This is a genomic window from Candidatus Nomurabacteria bacterium (assembly GCA_020631975.1).
In the GTDB taxonomy this organism is placed as follows: domain Bacteria; phylum Patescibacteriota; class Saccharimonadia; order Saccharimonadales; family CAIOMD01; genus JACKGO01.
Genome location: JACKGO010000001.1, coordinates 289,558 through 305,735 on the forward strand (window position 1 = coordinate 289,558; position 16,178 = coordinate 305,735).

A 16,178-nucleotide genomic window follows, 5' to 3' on the forward strand; every position below is an offset into this window, starting at 1 on the left:
CCTACTTTCCTGCTTTTGGCTTTTTTGCCACAGGCTGGACAACCCATTCACTGCTTGGTGAAATAGATTGTAAGGCGGCAATTGTTGCATAAGCGGAATTGATTTTATTTGACGATCCAAGCGACTTAGACAAAGCATTGCTATAGCCTGCTATCTCTAAGACAGTACGTACTACACCACCTGCAATAAGTCCGGTACCTGGGCTGGCTGGCTTAACAAATATATTTGCGCCAGCAACCTTTGCCTGTGCTTCGTGTGGTAATGTGCCATTAAATATCGGCACCGTAACGAGTCGTTTCTTAGCCATGTCGACCGCTTTTGAAACAGCTGCTTGTACATCTGCTCCCTTTGCTATACCTATGCCTACTTGTCCCTTTTTATCACCAATGACAACGAGTGCTCGAAAACGAAATCGTCTTCCGCCTTTAACGACTCGAGCAACGCGGTCAATACTTACTACACGCTCTTCAAATTGCTTTTCTTCTTGTTCTCTTGGTCCACGTGTGTCTCTGCGTGGTTTTGTTGCTGTATTATTCATAATTAAAACTCCAACCCTTCTGCACGTACAGCATCCGCGAGGGCTTTAATACGTCCATGATATTGTTTGCCGTTTCTGTCAAAAGCAAGTTTCGTAATTTTAGCCTTTTTGGCTGCTTTTCCAATAGTTGTTCCTATGTATACTGCTTTGTCAGTCATGGTTCCTTTTTGGGTTGTCCCTACTGTAGTTGCTGCGACGAGCGTTTTTTGTGCGTCATCGTCTATAATTTGAGCACTAACATGAGTATTACTTATTGTTACCGTTAAGCGCGGACGGTCTGCGGTACCGTGGACAACTGATCGTACACGAGCTTTACGTAACGCAAGGTTTTTAGACTTTTGAATAGTATGAGTCATAATTAGTCCTTTCCTGACTTTCCGCTCTTACGTAAAATGCGTTCATCACTATATTTAATGCCTTTGCCCTTGTATGGTTCTGGCTTTTTAAACGCTCTAATTTCTGCTGCGGCTTGGCCTACTTGCTGCTTGCTAATGCCGCTTACCGTAATAGTATTTTGTTCCACAGCTAACTGGACACCTTGTGGTGCTGTATAGTATATATCGTGGCTAAATCCGAGTTGCATTTTTAATTTAGCGCCTTCCATGTTCGCACGATAACCAACGCCATTTATTTCTAGCTTTTTACTAAAACCTTGTGTAACGCCAACAACCATATTGTGTATTAATGACCGCATAAGGCCATGACGAGCCCTATTCTCTGCTAAATCATTTTCGCGCTTCACTAATATTTCGCCATTATTTTGTTCTACTGATATACCAGGGACTGTAAACTGAGATAACGTGCCTTTTGGTCCATTGACCGTAATGGCAGCATCGTCGACAGTGATTGTCACACCGCTGGGTATTTGTATGGGTAGTTTTCCTACTCGACTCATATCGCCTCCGATTAATTAATATACTCTACAGATTAATTCGCCACCTAAGCCAGCTTTTTTTGCTTCTATACCTGTCATAATACCTTTGCTCGTTGATACCACGACGATACCACGACCATATTTAACCTTAGGAATTTCTGAAACAGATGAATAGACACGACGGCCAGGTTTACTTATTCGCTCAATTGCCGTAATGCGTGAATTAGTATTTGGTTCGTTTATTTGCACCACGATATGTTTTTCTATACCTTCACCAATGATTTCGTAGCTAGAAATGAAGTTACTTTGCTTAAGAACATCAAGAACCGTAACTTTAACCTTGCTAAAAGGAACGAGAATTTGATGTTTGTTAACTGCTACTGCGTTCCGAATACGTGTAAGCATATCTGCGATTGGGTCTGTTGATACCATTTATTCTTCTCCTTTCCTTACCAGCTTGATTTAGTTACACCTGGGATTTCTCCCTTGCTTGCGTGCTCTCTAAAACTTAATCTAGATAAGCCAAATTGGCGCATATAGGCACGAGGACGACCGGTCTCGCTACAGCGATTCTTAAGGCGTGTTGGACTACTGTTTCGTGGTAATCTATGGAGTCCTTCGTAATCACCTAGTTTCTTAAGCTCAGCTCGTTTTGCAGCGTATTTAGCATGCATTGCCTGTCGTTTTTGATCACGTAAAACAATTGATTTCTTTGCCATATTTACGCTTTCCTTTCTTTCTCGAACGGCATGCCGAATTTAGCGAGCAATGCCTTACTTTGATTTACAGATGTTACATTACTAAAGACAAAATTGATTTGTAGTCCATGTATGGTCGTTGTTTCTTCGAAATTTAATTCTGGAAAGACCGATTGATCTTTTATACCGAGGCTGTAATTTCCTGTTTTATCAAATGCTCCTGCAGAAACACCATGAAAGTCCCGTAACCGTGGTAACACAATATTGACAACACGATCAAGAAACTCATACATCATTTCGCCGCGTAACGTGACTTTTAGTCCTATTTTGTTACCTTCGCGTAGCTTAAAGCTAGCGATACTCTTTTTAGCAGTTGTTTGAATAGGTTTTTGTCCGGTAATGCGGATAAGTGTGTTGGTTGCTACTTCCATCAGCTTTTTATCATCTTTAGCGCGACCCAAGCCGACATTTACAACAATTTTTTCTAGCTTAGGAACCTGATTTATATTAGATAAACCAAGTTCTGTACGTAGTTCTGCACGGTATGTCGTATTATATTGGACCTTTAGACGTGCGTTGGTAGGTTGTTTTGTCTTAACCATTACTTCACCTCCTTCTTGGATGAGGCATATATGCGGGTTTTCTTGCCTGATTTATCAAAGCTATAGGCAATTCGTGAAGCTTTTTTGGTTGTTGGATCTTGAATACCAACCTTGGATACGTCTATTGCCTTTGTGAGCTCTATGATACCGCCTTGAGGGTATTTATTGTTCGGTTTAACATGTTTCTTTACAATATTGATGCCCTCTACAGTAACTTTATTCTCTGCTGGGTGAGTTGCAAGTACCTTACCAGTTTGCCCTTTGTATTTGCCTGAGCGCACAACGACTGTGTCGCCTTTTTTTAATCTGATTTTATAGAGTTGTGTCATTAGAGGACCTCCGGTGCAAGACTGATAATTTTCGCATAGCCTTGTTCACGTAATTCGCGTGGAACTGGCCCGAATATGCGTGTTGCTTTGGGTTGCTTATCGTCATCAATAATAACAGCTGCATTATCATCAAAGCGGATGGTTGAACCATCGGCGCGTCGTATGACATTGGTTGTACGTACAATAACAGCCCGGACGACACTTTTTTTCTTTACATTTCCGTTTGGTGCTGCTTGTTTGACTGTTGCTACTATTACGTCGCCAACTCGGGCGTAGCGTCGTCTGGTACCACCCAGAACACGGATGCACAAAATTTCTTTTGCACCACTATTGTCGCAGACACCAAGGCGTGATTCTTGCTGAATCATAACTACGCTTCCTCCTGAACTTCTGGTTCGATATGCTTTGTTTGTGCAGTTTCTAGAACACTCACCAGAGTCCATCGCTTACGCTTAGAAATAGGACGATGCTCAGTGATAGAAACAAGGTCGCCTTCTTTTGCTTGGTTATCTTCATCGTGTGCCATAAACTTAGTCGTCACAGAATACTGCTTTTTATAGATTGGATGTGTCTTGCGTGTTACGACACTCACGACAATTGTTTTGTCGGTTTTGTCGGAACTAACACGACCTGTAATTGTGTGAGCCATTTACTTAACCTCCCTTGCGGTGTTTCGCGCAGTCAATGCACGTGCCAGCTCTTTGCGGCGGTCGCCATAAGCGTGTACATTTTGTACTTCACCCATAACAGTGCCACGTTTAAGTGTTACAAGATCTTCACGAAGCGCTTCAATCGCTTTTGACAGCTCTGCTTCACTCATTTTTTTAAAATCTACCTTTTTGAGAGTATCTTTCGTGTCTTTCTTGGCTGCTTTTGATGGTACTTTTTTTGTAGCTTTCTTGTCTGCCATACGATTAAGACTCCTCTCCACGTATTATAAATTTGGTCTTGACAGGAAGTTTGTGAGCCGCTAAACGCATAGCTTCACGTGCTGTCTCTTCTGTTACGCCTTGCATTTCAAATAAAACTGTACCGGGCTTAACTTTAGCTGCAAAAAATTCTGGTGAACCTTTACCGCTACCCATTTTTACGTCTTGCGGTTTACGTGTAACGGGTGTTTGTGGGAATATACGTATCCAAATTTTTCCACCACGTTTGATATAACGGGTCATCGCTTGACGAGCAGATTCAATTTGTCGGCTGGTAATTCGATCATGACCTAAAGATTGAATCGCATAGTCACCGTGGGCAATATAATTACCTCTTGTCGCATGACCGCGTATTTTGCCCTTAAATTCTTTGCGGTGCTTCATTTTCTTAGGAAGTAACATTACTTGGCCTCCCCTTTATATATCCACACCTTAACGCCAATAATTCCAGCCGGTGTATGTGCTCGTTCATATCCATAGTCGATGTCTGCGCGTAGTGTGTGAAGTGGCACACTGCCGTTAATAAGTTTTTCACGGCGTGACATTTCTGCACCATTAAGACGACCAGCTACTTCAATACGCACGCCTTTCGCCCCTGCTCGCATAGTGGCAGCTGCAGAGCTTTTCATAGCTCGCCGAAAAGCAATTCGTCGCTCGAGCTGATTCGCAATGTTTTCTGCGACTAATTTAGCGTAAAGTTCGGGTTTTTTAAGTTCTTCTATATTTACTCGCACTGTCGTGCCAAATATGCGTTCAAATTCGGCCTTGAGTTCTTGTGCACCTGCACCTCCGCGGCCAATAACAACACCAGCTTTTGCTGTTTGAATAGTAACAGTAACGAGATTAGGTGAGCGCTCTATATCTACCGTGTTAATAGCGCTACGATTAGTAAACTTTTTTGCTACATATCTGCGCACTGCAAGATCTTGTGCAAGATAATGAGCATATTCGCGTTTTGGTGCGAACCATTTACTACGCCAGTTTTTATTGACCTGAAGGCGCATACTAATTGGATTAACTTTTTGGCCCATTACTTAGCCTCCTTTTTGGTAGCTGGCTTGGCAGCTGTCTTTTTTGCAACTCGCTCATCACCAGTTACGACAACACGAATATGACTCGTTCGACGCTGGAATGGTAAAGCCCGTCCCCTTGCTGCAGGTCGATATCGTTTTAGGCGTGGTCCTGGCGATACGCTAATCTCTACTATTTTAAGAGTATCGGGTTTAAGATTATGATTATGTTCTGCGTTAGCTTTAGCACTTGCTACGGCTTTATATACCGGATCGGCTGAACGGCGAGGAGTATGGTCCAAAATAACCATCGCATCTGCAACTGTGCGACCGCGTACTAAAGCGGCTACAACTCCGACTTTGCGGGGACTCATACGAACACCTTTTGCGACTGCTTGTACATTCATAGTGATACTCCTACTTCTTTGCCAATTTACCGCCATGGCTGCGGAACTTACGAGTTGGGGCAAATTCGCCTAGCTTATGTCCAACCATATTTTCTGTTATGAATACAGGTACATGCACTCGACCGTTGTGTACTGCAATTGTTTTACCGACAAAGTCTGGTGAAACTGTCGAAGATCTAGCCCACGTTTTAATAATGGTGCGATCTTCTGAGCCTAAAGCCGCCACTTTCTTAGCAAGCTTAGGATCTACAAATGGTCCTTTCTTTAATGAACGACTCATTGACTAACCTCTCCTCTTCGCCTGATGACGACTTTTAACTATAAATGAATTAGATGCTTTACGGCTACGGGTTTTAAAACCAAGAGTTTTTTGACCCCATGGTGTTCGTGGGGCTTTGCCCATACGATGACGCCCACCATCACCACCACCGTGAGGGTGATCTACAGCATTCATTACAACACCGCGAACACTAGGGCGAATGCCCTTGCGACGATTGCGCCCAGCTTTACCGATTTTGACATTTTGATGCTGTACATTACCAACATTGCCGATATGTGCACTGCAATTAATATGTATTTTACGGACTTCACCACTTGGAAGTTTTACTTGGGCGTATTCACCTTCTTTTGCAAGCAGCTGAGCACCATTACCGGCGCTACGAACAAGTTGTGCTCCACGGCCAACTTGCAATTCTATTGCATAGATCGTGCTACCTGTAGGAATACTCTTCAGTGGTAATCTGTTAGCGGTAGCTACAGCGGCATCTTCATCAGAAACAACTGTGTCACCCTTTTTAAGTCCTTGAGCAGCAATAATGTAGTGGTATGATCCTTTGTGGTCTTTTAAGCGAGCTATCCGGGCACTACGGTTTGGGTCGTATTCTATTTCTTCAACAGTGGCCTTTGTGCCAACAGGGAGATTAAAGTTTATATGACGGTAGTAACGGCGAACTCCTCCACCACGATGCCGTGTAGTAATACGACCTTGGTTATTGCGTCCAACCGACCCTTTTTGTATTGTAAGTAAACTCTTTACAGGCTTTTTTGTCGTAATTTCATCGAAATCCTGGGTAGTCATGCCTCTTTGGCCAGGAGTATTTGGCTTCAGTACTTTTATGGCCATTAGTTTTTCTCCTCTTCCTGGGCGGCAAACACAGGAATGGTTTGACCGTCTTTTATTCGTACATATGCTTTCTTCGTATCTGAACGTGTGCCAACTATAGTACGGCCGCCTTTGCGGTAACTTTTCTTAGTCTTACCAGAAATACGTGCTATGTTAACATCTATCACATCAACGCTATATTCGGTTTCAATTGCACGTTTTACTGCTATTTTGTTAGCACCTAGAGGTACAACAAAAACATAGGTATTGAGCGCACTAGCTTGTCCGTATGCTTTTTCGCTGACACGTGGAGTAATAACTAAATTCATTATTTGGTACCTCCTAGACGTTGATCTATCACAGCAAGTGCAGCTTTAGTCATAACAATATTCCGTGCATCTAGGACATCTACAACTGATAGATTACTTGCCTTGACAAGTGAAATGGTATTGATGTTAGCGCACGCCTGAATTGTCTTTGGTGTGGCAGACTCTATAACAACGAGCGCTTGGGCAGATGCACCGAGTTTATCTAATAACGTGGCTGCGTCTTTGGTTTTTCCGCTCTTGACAACAAAGTCTTCAATAACGCACACCGGTTTATTTTTCACTGCGAGGCTCAGTGCTTGTCGCAAAGATAATTTGCGTGCACTGGCATTTAGCTTCATGGTGTAGTTTTCTTTGCCACTAGGGCCAAAGGTAATTCCACCGCCACGCCAAATAGGGTTTCGTATTGAACCGGTTCTGGCGTTGCCTGTTCCTTTTTGAGCCCATGGCTTCTTACCACCACCGCTTACTTCGCCCTTTTTAAGTGTCTTGGCAAGATTCAAGCGCCCATTCGCCTTATACGTAATATACGCTTGCTTAAGCAATTCGTGGTTAGCGACTTCTATCGCAAATATATCCTTATTGAGCTTTACAGCAGTCGTTGACTTGGTGCCGCTCGCACTATATGAAGATACGGCCATTAGTTTGCTCCTTTCAGGATAACAATACCCTTACGTGGCCCTGGGACCGCACCAACAATGCCAATAACATTGTGTTCGGTATCTACAAGAGCAACATGTAAGTTACGAACTGTAACTTGTTCGTGGCCCATTTGGCCAGCCATTCGTTTCCCTTTAAAAATTTTCTGAGGATACATAGATCCTATAGATCCTGGGCGACGATAACTTTGTCCACCGTGGGTTTTACGCCCACGTTTAAAATTATGTCGTTTAATAGTGCCAGCAAAACCTTTGCCTTTACTGGTACCAGTTGCATGAACTGTGTCACCAACAGTAAATGCATCTGCACTGATTTTTGATCCTACGGTAATATCATCACTTATTTCGTCTATGCGAAATTCACGCACTACCTTAGGGGTGATGCCCGATTGCTTAAAATGACCGGCTTGGGCTTTGCCGATCTTCTTGGCTTCTTCAAAGCCGAGCTGCACTGCAGTATAACCGTCGGTTTCTGCGGTTTTGACCTGTGTCACCACACAGGGACTAGCGGAAAGCAAGGTAACTGGTGTTAATGCACCATTGTCAGCAATGATACTCGTCATGCCAACTTTCCTTGTAATGAGTGCTTTCATAGTACTCCTTAAATTATTTACGCTCACCTCAATAGCACACTACCGTGTATAGGGCATAAAAATGCTTGGTAGTATTGGTAGTTTTGAGGCAAATAGTGCGCTCAACTTACCATTTCACCAAGGAGCTGTTTTTATATACCATCAAATTCTATCAAATTATTACAGATAAGTCAAAGGGTTATTTATAAAACAAATATATATTACCAAATGGTTACACGGACGTGCATGAGCATGTGCATGGCTACTTATGTCAAACAGGCACGTATAAAACCCAAAAATAACGGATGGGGTTTAAGCGGACGACTATTGAACTCTGGGTGGTATTGTGTAGCAACGTAATATGGATGATTAGATGCTTCTATAACTTCTGTTAGACCAGTATCGGGGTTTTTACCCACAATATGTACACCCTGTTGTTCTAAACTTGCTTGATAGAGAGGGTTAAACTCATAGCGGTGACGGTGTCGCTCTAGGATTGAAGACTTATTGTATAGCTTGTAGACAGTACTGTCTTTGGTAAGGTTACATGTGTAATTGCCTAACCTCATAGTCCCGCCCATACCGCTGAGTGTTTTTTGCGATTCTAGTAAATCTATTACTGGATGCTCTGTATCGCTGTCAAACTCGGTTGAATTTGCTGTGGGCGTGCCACTAAGACGTACTGCTCCTATACAGGCAACTTGCATTCCTAGACATAGCCCTAAATATGGCAGTTTGTTTTGAAGGGCATATTGAGCAGCTATAATTTTTCCTTCGATACCCCGTGACCCAAAACCACCAGGTACAACCACGCCATTCATGCCGTCAAGTAATTTGGCAATGTTGTTTTTTGTTATTTTTTCTGCATCTATCCATGTAATAGATACTTGGTGGCTACTGTTCCAGGCAGCACTTTTTAACGCCTCTACAACACTTGTATATGTATCTGTATGGTCAAGATATTTGGCAACTATTGCCACCGACACTTTTGGCGCTTTCTTATCTTTTATATGATTAACCAGCTTCGCCCAATCGTCAAGATTAGTTGTCGCTTTTGGCAAACCTAAATGTTGACAGACAATATCACCGACACCTCGTTTTTCTAATATAAGGGGTACTTCATATATGGTATCTACTGTTGGCATAGGGACTACTTTATCAATCGCGATATCACTAAATAAACTTAACTTTTTTAGGGCACTTTGTGGAACATCATGGTCTGCGCGGGCTACGAGTAAATCACAATGTATACCAGCTTCTCTTAAGTCACGGACCGCATTTTGAGCTGGCTTACTTTTTACTTCTTGACTCGCGGCTATAAATGGTAAATATACTACATGTACATACATGCAATTTTCAGGTCCAATACGTGTGCGCATTTGACGTATCGCTTCAATAAAAGCTGTACTTTCGTAATCGCCAACAGTACCACCTACTTCAACAATATGAACGTCGTAGCCTTTGCCGGCAGCAATTATCGCTTCTTGCATGGCATTTGTAACGTGGGGAATAATCTGTACAGTCTTGCCTAAGTACTTGCCTGCTCGTTCGTCCTCGATTACCTGGCGGTAAATCCGACCACTCATCGTTGAGCTTCTTTGAGTAAGCTCAATATTTAGAAAACGCTCATAGTGGCCTAGGTCGAGATCAGTTTCTGCACCATCTTTCGTAACAAATACTTCACCATGTTCTGCGGGGTTGAGTGTACCGGCGTCTACATTAAAATAGGGGTCGCATTTTTGGATACTCACACGTAAACCACGACTTTTTAATACTGCTCCGATACTTGCGGCTGTAACTCCTTTGCCTACGCCACTTAGCACACCACCAGTAACAAAAATATATCTCGTTGCCATAAGAACACTCCTCGTATCAAACTTTTTTATTCACACATATATGTTTTTTCAGGGGTTTTCTTTAATTATGATACCACCAGCAAAAAAAGCAAGTATTTTTTAGCTGCCCACTGTAAGTACGAAGCCTATTGGTGCAATAAAGCTAAGCACTGTCGCTATGAGTAAGACAGCAATTTCTATTTTTCTATCTATCTGAAAATTATCATGGCTGGCAAATACAATGCCTATGACTAAGCCAACAGGAATAGAAATCCCGTTACTGCCACCGACTTGTATCCAAAGGCAGCCAAGTAAAAAGTATAGAACCAGTTTTAAAAAATATACGCTATCTGGTTCAATAGGTGTTTTTTGCTTATTTTTAGTTTTGGCCATTGCCTAGTAATTATATCATAGAGTGGTGGCGTATTAGGTTTTTTGCAGGCGTTTTTTGTAGCTACTAGCAGCAATACTGTAGCGTTCGGTTGCGATACGTACTACGAGGCCTGTTCCAAATATCGTTGCCACAACAAATGCAATTATGTTAACAACCGGTATTACATACAGCAGAAGTAGCAGCACAGCTCCCACAAGTGATCGTATTGGATGACTGCGATAAGGAAAGAATAAACTACCTAAAAAGTGGGCGACAAACGGAGAGCTTAACAGTAACACTGCTCCAAATAAAAACCCTACGATGAAAGCGAGCGGGATACCAACAATACTTGTAAGGAGTAGTGCAATGCCTAGAGGTGTAACAACAATTGTCATAACACCTGCTAAAGCGCTTATCCATGGTTGTTTTTTTGCATACACAACACTGTCTTCAAGAGATTTTGGGAACAAGAATGCGACCCCAAGAGCCGTAATAATGAGCGATATAAACCATGCTATATACAACAAAGCTGCTAAGAATACGGTACCAGTAGCGAGACTACTTAAATACGTTGGTGCATTGGTAGCTATTTGATTAATTTGACCACTAACAGTACCTGCTGGTACTTCTAGTGCCTGTGGCGAAGAATATGTTATCGTACCCAATTGTGCAGAATCAGTTATCGTCATAGTCCTATGGTATGAATAGACATCCCGATCGATAGTGCCAGATATATTGACTGTTTTTGCGCGAATCGTCACATCACGACCAACAGTACCACTTAGCTGTAGTGTGTTGGCGACAACAGTTGCATCACCCGCTATGGCAGCGTCTTTGTTTATGCGTATGTCTGAACCAATTAAGGTAGCATTGCCTGCAACAGTGCCATCAAGCACAATGTTTTGTGCAATAATGCGAGCATTATTATTGATAGTACCTTTAAGAGTTACCGTATTACCCAAGCACATCACATCACCATTCACTACTGCATCAATAATTGCGTTGTCGGCTACGCAATAAAGATCGCCATTCACCAAATCGTTCATAACTAAACGTTGATTTACGCGATATATTGTCTTGTCATAAATATTTGTAGTAGGCTGAGAAAACTGTTTTGGTTCGTCTGCAAAAACTGTGTGGTTTATAGATGTATAGGCCATAAAACTCATGACTAACAACCCTATACTTGCAAGTATTATTGAAGTACGCTTATTCATACATATTAAACTCCCTACTATGTGTAGTATACCACCATATTTGAGGTGTTTTATTAGTCTTTATTTACGTAGCGGTAGATCTAGAAGCTTACATACGGCTACGTCAAACGCTGCTTGCTTAAGTGTTGTGTTGGTGAGCTTCGCATAATCTAAGACATCTACTGTGGCTTGTGTCATCGTAGCGTCTAGCTTTGTATTAACATCTTCATGGGTCCAACGTTTCTTTTGCATGTTTTGTAACCACTCATAGTAGCTTACTACCACCCCTCCAGCGTTTGCGAGTATATCAGGTACGACTTCAGTTCCTTGGTGGAAAAGTATATCTGTAGCTTTATCTGTAACGGGACCATTGGCTAATTCTATGATAAACCGAGCTCTAACAACTGATGCGTTGGCTGGGGTGATAACGTTTCCTAAAGCCGCCAAAACAAGCATCGTGTACTCTCCACGTATTAGCTGGTTACTGCTAAGTTCTACAGTATTTGGAAAACCTGCTATCTTTTGGTTGTGTTTTTTGTATGCAACTAAGGATTGTGCATCAATATCTTTGCTAGAAATCGCTGTTTTTGAGTCAGATGCAGCTTGTAGTTGCCAGCGAGGTTGCAGGGTGCTTGCTTCTGTGGCAAAAAAACTTCCGACATTGCCGAGACCTTGCAGACCATAGCTCACATCTGTAATATTATTAGATTGCATAATTGTTTGAGCCACAATAAACCCGCCTCTACCGGTAGCAGCTTCTCTGCCATTGCTCCCACCCTTTTTTAGTGACTTTCCCGTAAAACTAGCTCCTGAAGTGTCACCAGTTATTTTGTGATATTCATCTGTCATCCAGTCAATAATTTGTGAATTAGTTTGTACATCTGGTGCAGGTATGTCTTGTTGCGGGCCAATATACGGGCTAAGATACGCTACGTATTTTCGGGATAGTTCTTCTAGTTCATGTGCGGTAAGTTGTTTTGGGTCCACAGCTATGCCGCCCTTACCACCCCCGAGCGGTAAGTCTAATAATGCTGTCTTAAGACTCATTAAGATACTAAGTGCTACTACTTCGCTGCGGGTAACGTCTGGGTGAAAACGTATTCCACCTTTATAAGGACCCCTATCATTATTGTGCTGTGACCTATAGGCTTGAAAACACTTACCATTGTTGAGCGTGATGGTAAATTCATGAACCTTATTGGGAGTCAGTAGTTTGTTTAGTTGTTGGTCGCTTAGACCTAAACGTTTTGCTGATTCTTGTAAAAAATATGTTACCGTTGTGTGCATTACGACTTACTATACTACATTTATTTGAAGTCTTTTTCGCATTGTGAAGATACTGATATACTTATTGGTATGCAAAAACGTATAATTATTGATGTTAGAGAACCATTTGAATTTGCTTCAGGCCATGTGCCAGATGCCATTAACATACCACCAAGAGAATTAATGGATGGTTCACCCAAACTTGCCAGTATACCCAAAGATACTGAGCTCATATTGTATTGTCGGTCTGGGAGTCGGTCGCGTACAGCTGCTATGATATTAACCCAACAAGGTTACACGAATATCATTAACGGTATTAACCAAGACTATGTTACTACCCATTACGTATCATAAGAAACCTTATGATGTACACACTGCTAATGTTCTAGTAGGTAGAACACCTTTAAATCACTACGCATAAACAGCTCATTTAAAAGCAAGTCACCGGCTCGTAGCTTGTAACACTGCTTTAGATAAGCGTTAATGGATAGTTGTTTGATGTGCGACGAGGCGTCCCAATACTTGGGCAGATGCAACGGTGTTGGCATGACCACTCAACCCAGTGTCTAATACTGTGGTAGGTACCGATAGACGTGTTAGGGCATCACGATATTTATTGGCGGCGTTTGTATTATCTACAGTGTCATCCCCACCTGAAGGTGCACAATATATAAATTTCGTGTTCCCAGGTGACACAATATTGCGGAGCGACTGCCATTGTTCTTCTACGTTAAAAGCACTGATAATTTTAATCTGTGATAAAGCTAACTCTGGTGAACAATCATTCATTGTTTGCTTTATACTATCGCGTACGTGCTGCACCCACTGCGCATTGTCCTGAATATTTAAAAATCTCTGAACGTCACCGTCGCCGTCTAGTAAACTATAGATAAATTTGGGTGGTATAACAGGCATGTGATCAGTATATTTACCTAAGTCTGATACAAGCTGTGCCAAATCACCATCAATAGCGTCTCTTACGTCTGCAGGCGATGAATATGCAGCAAGATAATTAATCTTAGGCAATGATGTTGGCTTGGCACCAGCTCGTAAAGTAGTCAGCGCCATAAGGGCGGTTGGTAGCCCCATGCTAACACCAACGATATTCAACGTACTCATGTGGCGTGCTTGTACATATTTTTCTATGCAAGCACCCAGTTCTTCTATGGTAAATCCTTGGTTAGGATACATAATAGACGCCACGGCCTGACGCTGACCAATAGCGGAAAATAATTCTTGGGCAGCATTCACACTATACTTTTGACCAAAGCCTCCAAATACAAGCCACTCTTCACCACCTTTTGCTAAAGTCTCAGAACCTTCTGACGGAATAATCATAAAGTCGTCGTCCGGCCATCGTTCGTGAATAGCAATGCTATCTATCCGTTGTACATAGGGACCCACGACTGCTACACCTACAGCAGTGTACGCTAAACGTTTGAGGAGATCGCGTCGTGACAAACCTGGCTGACGATCATATAAAGGCTGCTCAGGTTTTTCGGCTGGCTTTTTTAATCTTTTAAACATACATAAAAAAGTATACACTGTTGAAAACAACCTTGGTAGCATAAGCATTTCAAATGTATTTTGTAATAAAAATGCCGTAAACTTTTGTCTACGGCATTTGTATCTTAATACTCAGCGAAATTACATTTTAATTTCGGCGTCACACCCTGCTGGTAAACTTAGATTCATTAATGAATCAATGGTTTTCGGTGTCGGGTTGGTAATATCGATAAGTCGTTTATGAACGCGCATCTCAAATTGTTCGCGCCCTTTTTTGTAAACATGAGGACTTTTCACTACAGTATACACCGTCTTTCGTGTCGGCAATGGTATGGGGCCGGCTATGGTAGCACCGGTACGAAGTGCTGTTTCTACTATTTGCTTAGCGGATTGATCAATGACTTTATGATCATACGCCTTGAGTCGTATGCGAATACGCTGTTGAGTTTCTGCCATGAATAATACCCTGTCTTTCTATGCGTAGTGTAACATCTTTGGCAAGCTATGAAAGAGCACGCACTAAGACTTTTAGTCACTACAATTAATGTACTAATATATCATAACACAATTGCTTGTATTATCAAAAAAAGCCTCTTGCGAGGCTTTTCTTGTTGCACTAAGATATGTACAAATTACTATTTGTTGATTTTGGTTACAACACCAGCACCAACCGTGCGACCACCTTCGCGGATTGCAAAGCGTAAACCCTGCTCCATCGCAATAGGTGCAAGAAGCGTAACTTTAAAGGTTACTGTATCACCTGGCATGACCATTTCTTTGTCAGCTGGCAATTCTACTTCGCCTGTTACGTCCGTTGTTCTAAAGTAAAACTGTGGCTTGTAGCCTTTAAAGAACGGCGTGTGTCGGCCACCTTCTTCTTTTGTAAGAATATAAACCTCTGCATCGAATTCGGTGTGAGGTGTAATAGAACCTGGTTTACACAGCACTTGACCGCGCTCGATGTCATCACGCTCGATACCACGGAGCAAAATTCCAGCGTTATCACCAGCTTGGCCTTGGTTAAGGCTCTTCTTAAACATCTCTATACCAGTTACAACACTCTTTTGAGTTGGTTTAACACCAACAATTTCTACTTCGTCATTAACTTTTACAATACCTTGTTCGATACGGCCGGTAGCCACGGTACCACGACCTTTGATTGAAAAGACGTCTTCTATAGCCATCATGAACGGCTTGTCAAGGTCACGAGCTGGCTCTGGAATGTAATCATCCATAGCTGCAATCAGTTCCATGACGGCATCTTCATTCGCTGCATCGCCTTCGATAGCCTTGGTTGCTGAACCTTTGATAATCGGAGCATCTTCATCAAAATCATATTTAGCGAGTAGCTCGCGAACATCCATTTCTACAAGCTCTACGAGTTCTGGATCTGCAAGGTCCATTTTATTGAGAAACACGAGAATCTTAGGCACTCCCACTTGCTTAGCAAGAAGAACGTGTTCACGGGTTTGAGGCATAGGGCCATCAGCCGCAGACACTACCAAAATAGCTCCGTCAATTTGAGCTGCACCAGTAATCATGTTTTTAACATAGTCGGCGTGACCAGGCATGTCTACGTGAGCATAGTGACGCTTTTCGCTCTCATATTCTTGGTGAGAGGTAGCAATGGTAATACCACGCTGCTTCTCTTCTGGTGCGTTATCAATTTGATCATAATTTACTGCTTTATTAACATCGCTTGGCAAGCGCTTTGCGAGTGTCATAGTGATAGCAGCGGTTAGTGAAGTTTTTCCGTGGTCAACGTGACCCATGGTACCAACATTCACGTGTGGCTTGCTTCTGTCAAAATCTGCCATTCATTTCTCCTTTAAGAGTGATTAATTTATATACATTTTTTGCGCCATAAAGAGGCAACGCCTCACGCAATAACCCTACTAGTGTACCGAAAACACAGCCTCGTTGTAAAGGTGTTTTTTTATTTTATGATTGTGCTTT

General features: G+C 42.3%; 27 protein-coding genes. 2 read left to right on the plus strand and 25 right to left on the minus strand.

Features of this window, described 5'->3' with window-relative positions; all coding sequences use genetic code 11:
- Nucleotide 1 precedes the first annotated feature (1 nt).
- From rpsE to H6795_01670, 21 genes are all read right to left on the minus strand, one after another.
- Nucleotides 2-538 carry a 30S ribosomal protein S5 gene (gene rpsE, locus H6795_01570; protein MCB9817209.1) on the minus strand — a complete coding sequence of 179 codons (537 nt, stop codon included), beginning with the start codon at nucleotides 536-538 and terminating at the stop codon, nucleotides 2-4.
- Nucleotides 539-540: 2 nt separating this feature from the next.
- Nucleotides 541-894: a 50S ribosomal protein L18 gene (locus tag H6795_01575; GenBank protein MCB9817210.1), complete on the minus strand. Its 354-nt coding sequence runs from the start codon at nucleotides 892-894 to the stop codon at nucleotides 541-543.
- A gap of 2 nt (nucleotides 895-896) precedes the next feature.
- On the minus strand, nucleotides 897-1,433 hold the full coding sequence (gene rplF, locus H6795_01580; protein MCB9817211.1) for a 50S ribosomal protein L6: 537 nt from the start codon (nucleotides 1,431-1,433) through the stop codon (nucleotides 897-899).
- A gap of 15 nt (nucleotides 1,434-1,448) precedes the next feature.
- Complete coding sequence (rpsH, locus tag H6795_01585) at nucleotides 1,449-1,844, minus strand: 30S ribosomal protein S8 (protein ID MCB9817212.1); 396 nt, start codon at nucleotides 1,842-1,844, stop codon at nucleotides 1,449-1,451.
- A 17-nt stretch (nucleotides 1,845-1,861) separates the two neighbouring features.
- Nucleotides 1,862-2,131: a 30S ribosomal protein S14 gene (rpsN, locus tag H6795_01590; protein MCB9817213.1), complete on the minus strand. Its 270-nt coding sequence runs from the start codon at nucleotides 2,129-2,131 to the stop codon at nucleotides 1,862-1,864.
- 2 nt (nucleotides 2,132-2,133) lie between these two features.
- Nucleotides 2,134-2,712 carry a 50S ribosomal protein L5 gene (rplE, locus tag H6795_01595; protein MCB9817214.1) on the minus strand — a complete coding sequence of 193 codons (579 nt, stop codon included), beginning with the start codon at nucleotides 2,710-2,712 and terminating at the stop codon, nucleotides 2,134-2,136.
- Nucleotides 2,712-3,023, minus strand: a complete 312-nt coding sequence (rplX, locus tag H6795_01600; protein ID MCB9817215.1) for a 50S ribosomal protein L24 — start codon at nucleotides 3,021-3,023, stop codon at nucleotides 2,712-2,714. Before rplX ends, rplE begins: the two co-directional genes overlap by 1 nt.
- A 17-nt stretch (nucleotides 3,024-3,040) precedes the next feature.
- On the minus strand, nucleotides 3,041-3,409 hold the full coding sequence (rplN, locus tag H6795_01605; GenBank protein ID MCB9817216.1) for a 50S ribosomal protein L14: 369 nt from the start codon (nucleotides 3,407-3,409) through the stop codon (nucleotides 3,041-3,043).
- A 2-nt stretch (nucleotides 3,410-3,411) separates the two neighbouring features.
- Nucleotides 3,412-3,690 (minus strand): 30S ribosomal protein S17, encoded by a 279-nt coding sequence (gene rpsQ, locus H6795_01610; protein MCB9817217.1) that lies wholly within the window; start codon nucleotides 3,688-3,690, stop codon nucleotides 3,412-3,414.
- Nucleotides 3,691-3,951 carry a 50S ribosomal protein L29 gene (gene rpmC, locus H6795_01615; protein ID MCB9817218.1) on the minus strand — a complete coding sequence of 87 codons (261 nt, stop codon included), beginning with the start codon at nucleotides 3,949-3,951 and terminating at the stop codon, nucleotides 3,691-3,693.
- 4 nt (nucleotides 3,952-3,955) lie between these two features.
- Nucleotides 3,956-4,372 (minus strand): 50S ribosomal protein L16, encoded by a 417-nt coding sequence (gene rplP / locus H6795_01620; GenBank protein ID MCB9817219.1) that lies wholly within the window; start codon nucleotides 4,370-4,372, stop codon nucleotides 3,956-3,958.
- Nucleotides 4,372-5,001: a 30S ribosomal protein S3 gene (gene rpsC / locus H6795_01625; protein MCB9817220.1), complete on the minus strand. Its 630-nt coding sequence runs from the start codon at nucleotides 4,999-5,001 to the stop codon at nucleotides 4,372-4,374. The genes rplP and rpsC overlap by 1 nt, the downstream gene beginning before the upstream one ends.
- Entirely contained in the window at nucleotides 5,001-5,387 is a 387-nt protein-coding gene (gene rplV / locus H6795_01630) for a 50S ribosomal protein L22 (protein ID MCB9817221.1), read from the minus strand. The genes rpsC and rplV overlap by 1 nt, the downstream gene beginning before the upstream one ends.
- A gap of 10 nt (nucleotides 5,388-5,397) precedes the next feature.
- Nucleotides 5,398-5,667, minus strand: coding sequence for a 30S ribosomal protein S19 (gene rpsS, locus H6795_01635; protein ID MCB9817222.1), 270 nt, complete (start codon nucleotides 5,665-5,667; stop codon nucleotides 5,398-5,400).
- 3 nt (nucleotides 5,668-5,670) lie between these two features.
- Nucleotides 5,671-6,510, minus strand: a complete 840-nt coding sequence (rplB, locus tag H6795_01640) for a 50S ribosomal protein L2 (protein MCB9817223.1) — start codon at nucleotides 6,508-6,510, stop codon at nucleotides 5,671-5,673.
- A complete protein-coding gene (locus H6795_01645) occupies nucleotides 6,510-6,818 on the minus strand; it encodes a 50S ribosomal protein L23 (protein ID MCB9817224.1) in 309 nt (102 codons plus the stop codon). Before H6795_01645 ends, rplB begins: the two co-directional genes overlap by 1 nt.
- Nucleotides 6,818-7,456, minus strand: a complete 639-nt coding sequence (gene rplD, locus H6795_01650) for a 50S ribosomal protein L4 (GenBank protein MCB9817225.1) — start codon at nucleotides 7,454-7,456, stop codon at nucleotides 6,818-6,820. The genes H6795_01645 and rplD overlap by 1 nt, the downstream gene beginning before the upstream one ends.
- A complete protein-coding gene (rplC, locus tag H6795_01655) occupies nucleotides 7,456-8,067 on the minus strand; it encodes a 50S ribosomal protein L3 (GenBank protein MCB9817226.1) in 612 nt (203 codons plus the stop codon). Before rplC ends, rplD begins: the two co-directional genes overlap by 1 nt.
- Before the next feature lie 245 nt (nucleotides 8,068-8,312).
- A complete protein-coding gene (locus tag H6795_01660; GenBank protein MCB9817227.1) occupies nucleotides 8,313-9,902 on the minus strand; it encodes a CTP synthase in 1,590 nt (529 codons plus the stop codon).
- A gap of 99 nt (nucleotides 9,903-10,001) precedes the next feature.
- Nucleotides 10,002-10,274: a hypothetical protein gene (locus H6795_01665; GenBank protein ID MCB9817228.1), complete on the minus strand. Its 273-nt coding sequence runs from the start codon at nucleotides 10,272-10,274 to the stop codon at nucleotides 10,002-10,004.
- Between the two features lie 33 nt (nucleotides 10,275-10,307).
- On the minus strand, nucleotides 10,308-11,150 hold the full coding sequence (locus H6795_01670; protein MCB9817229.1) for a hypothetical protein: 843 nt from the start codon (nucleotides 11,148-11,150) through the stop codon (nucleotides 10,308-10,310).
- 6 nt (nucleotides 11,151-11,156) lie between these two features.
- On the opposite strand from H6795_01670, the gene H6795_01675 reads away from it, so the two are divergent.
- Nucleotides 11,157-11,306 carry a zinc-finger domain-containing protein gene (locus H6795_01675; GenBank protein MCB9817230.1) on the plus strand — a complete coding sequence of 50 codons (150 nt, stop codon included), beginning with the start codon at nucleotides 11,157-11,159 and terminating at the stop codon, nucleotides 11,304-11,306.
- 225 nt (nucleotides 11,307-11,531) lie between these two features.
- Here H6795_01675 and H6795_01680 read toward each other — a convergent pair whose 3' ends face one another.
- Complete coding sequence (locus H6795_01680) at nucleotides 11,532-12,737, minus strand: Glu/Leu/Phe/Val dehydrogenase (protein ID MCB9817231.1); 1,206 nt, start codon at nucleotides 12,735-12,737, stop codon at nucleotides 11,532-11,534.
- Between the two features lie 69 nt (nucleotides 12,738-12,806).
- Between H6795_01680 and H6795_01685 the strand changes: the two genes are divergently transcribed.
- Nucleotides 12,807-13,070, plus strand: coding sequence for a rhodanese-like domain-containing protein (locus tag H6795_01685; GenBank protein ID MCB9817232.1), 264 nt, complete (start codon nucleotides 12,807-12,809; stop codon nucleotides 13,068-13,070).
- A gap of 126 nt (nucleotides 13,071-13,196) precedes the next feature.
- On the opposite strand, the gene H6795_01690 is transcribed toward H6795_01685, so the two are convergent.
- The 3 genes from H6795_01690 to tuf form a co-directional block, all read right to left on the minus strand.
- Complete coding sequence (locus H6795_01690; protein MCB9817233.1) at nucleotides 13,197-14,243, minus strand: hypothetical protein; 1,047 nt, start codon at nucleotides 14,241-14,243, stop codon at nucleotides 13,197-13,199.
- Between the two features lie 120 nt (nucleotides 14,244-14,363).
- Nucleotides 14,364-14,678, minus strand: a complete 315-nt coding sequence (rpsJ, locus tag H6795_01695) for a 30S ribosomal protein S10 (protein MCB9817234.1) — start codon at nucleotides 14,676-14,678, stop codon at nucleotides 14,364-14,366.
- Between the two features lie 179 nt (nucleotides 14,679-14,857).
- On the minus strand, nucleotides 14,858-16,039 hold the full coding sequence (tuf, locus tag H6795_01700; protein ID MCB9817235.1) for an elongation factor Tu: 1,182 nt from the start codon (nucleotides 16,037-16,039) through the stop codon (nucleotides 14,858-14,860).
- Between the last annotated feature and the right edge of the window lie 139 nt (nucleotides 16,040-16,178).

Coding starts and splice junctions, on each gene's coding strand:
- H6795_01690 (MCB9817233.1), bottom strand. CDS start 14,243: ATGTTTAAAAGATTAAAAAAGCCAGCCGAAAAACCTGAGCAGCCTTTA.
- H6795_01575 (MCB9817210.1), bottom strand. CDS start 894: ATGACTCATACTATTCAAAAGTCTAAAAACCTTGCGTTACGTAAAGCT.
- rplP (MCB9817219.1), bottom strand. CDS start 4,372: ATGTTACTTCCTAAGAAAATGAAGCACCGCAAAGAATTTAAGGGCAAA.
- H6795_01665 (MCB9817228.1), bottom strand. CDS start 10,274: ATGGCCAAAACTAAAAATAAGCAAAAAACACCTATTGAACCAGATAGC.
- rplB (MCB9817223.1), bottom strand. CDS start 6,510: ATGGCCATAAAAGTACTGAAGCCAAATACTCCTGGCCAAAGAGGCATG.
- rpmC (MCB9817218.1), bottom strand. CDS start 3,951: ATGGCAGACAAGAAAGCTACAAAAAAAGTACCATCAAAAGCAGCCAAG.
- rpsE (MCB9817209.1), bottom strand. CDS start 538: ATGAATAATACAGCAACAAAACCACGCAGAGACACACGTGGACCAAGA.
- H6795_01685 (MCB9817232.1), top strand. CDS start 12,807: ATGCAAAAACGTATAATTATTGATGTTAGAGAACCATTTGAATTTGCT.
- H6795_01680 (MCB9817231.1), bottom strand. CDS start 12,737: ATGCACACAACGGTAACATATTTTTTACAAGAATCAGCAAAACGTTTA.
- rplE (MCB9817214.1), bottom strand. CDS start 2,712: ATGGTTAAGACAAAACAACCTACCAACGCACGTCTAAAGGTCCAATAT.
- rplD (MCB9817225.1), bottom strand. CDS start 7,456: ATGGCCGTATCTTCATATAGTGCGAGCGGCACCAAGTCAACGACTGCT.
- tuf (MCB9817235.1), bottom strand. CDS start 16,039: ATGGCAGATTTTGACAGAAGCAAGCCACACGTGAATGTTGGTACCATG.
- rpsJ (MCB9817234.1), bottom strand. CDS start 14,678: ATGGCAGAAACTCAACAGCGTATTCGCATACGACTCAAGGCGTATGAT.
- rpsC (MCB9817220.1), bottom strand. CDS start 5,001: ATGGGCCAAAAAGTTAATCCAATTAGTATGCGCCTTCAGGTCAATAAA.
- rplF (MCB9817211.1), bottom strand. CDS start 1,433: ATGAGTCGAGTAGGAAAACTACCCATACAAATACCCAGCGGTGTGACA.
- rplN (MCB9817216.1), bottom strand. CDS start 3,409: ATGATTCAGCAAGAATCACGCCTTGGTGTCTGCGACAATAGTGGTGCA.
- rpsQ (MCB9817217.1), bottom strand. CDS start 3,690: ATGGCTCACACAATTACAGGTCGTGTTAGTTCCGACAAAACCGACAAA.
- H6795_01645 (MCB9817224.1), bottom strand. CDS start 6,818: ATGAATTTAGTTATTACTCCACGTGTCAGCGAAAAAGCATACGGACAA.
- H6795_01660 (MCB9817227.1), bottom strand. CDS start 9,902: ATGGCAACGAGATATATTTTTGTTACTGGTGGTGTGCTAAGTGGCGTA.
- rpsN (MCB9817213.1), bottom strand. CDS start 2,131: ATGGCAAAGAAATCAATTGTTTTACGTGATCAAAAACGACAGGCAATG.
- rplC (MCB9817226.1), bottom strand. CDS start 8,067: ATGAAAGCACTCATTACAAGGAAAGTTGGCATGACGAGTATCATTGCT.
- rpsH (MCB9817212.1), bottom strand. CDS start 1,844: ATGGTATCAACAGACCCAATCGCAGATATGCTTACACGTATTCGGAAC.
- rpsS (MCB9817222.1), bottom strand. CDS start 5,667: ATGAGTCGTTCATTAAAGAAAGGACCATTTGTAGATCCTAAGCTTGCT.
- rplV (MCB9817221.1), bottom strand. CDS start 5,387: ATGAATGTACAAGCAGTCGCAAAAGGTGTTCGTATGAGTCCCCGCAAA.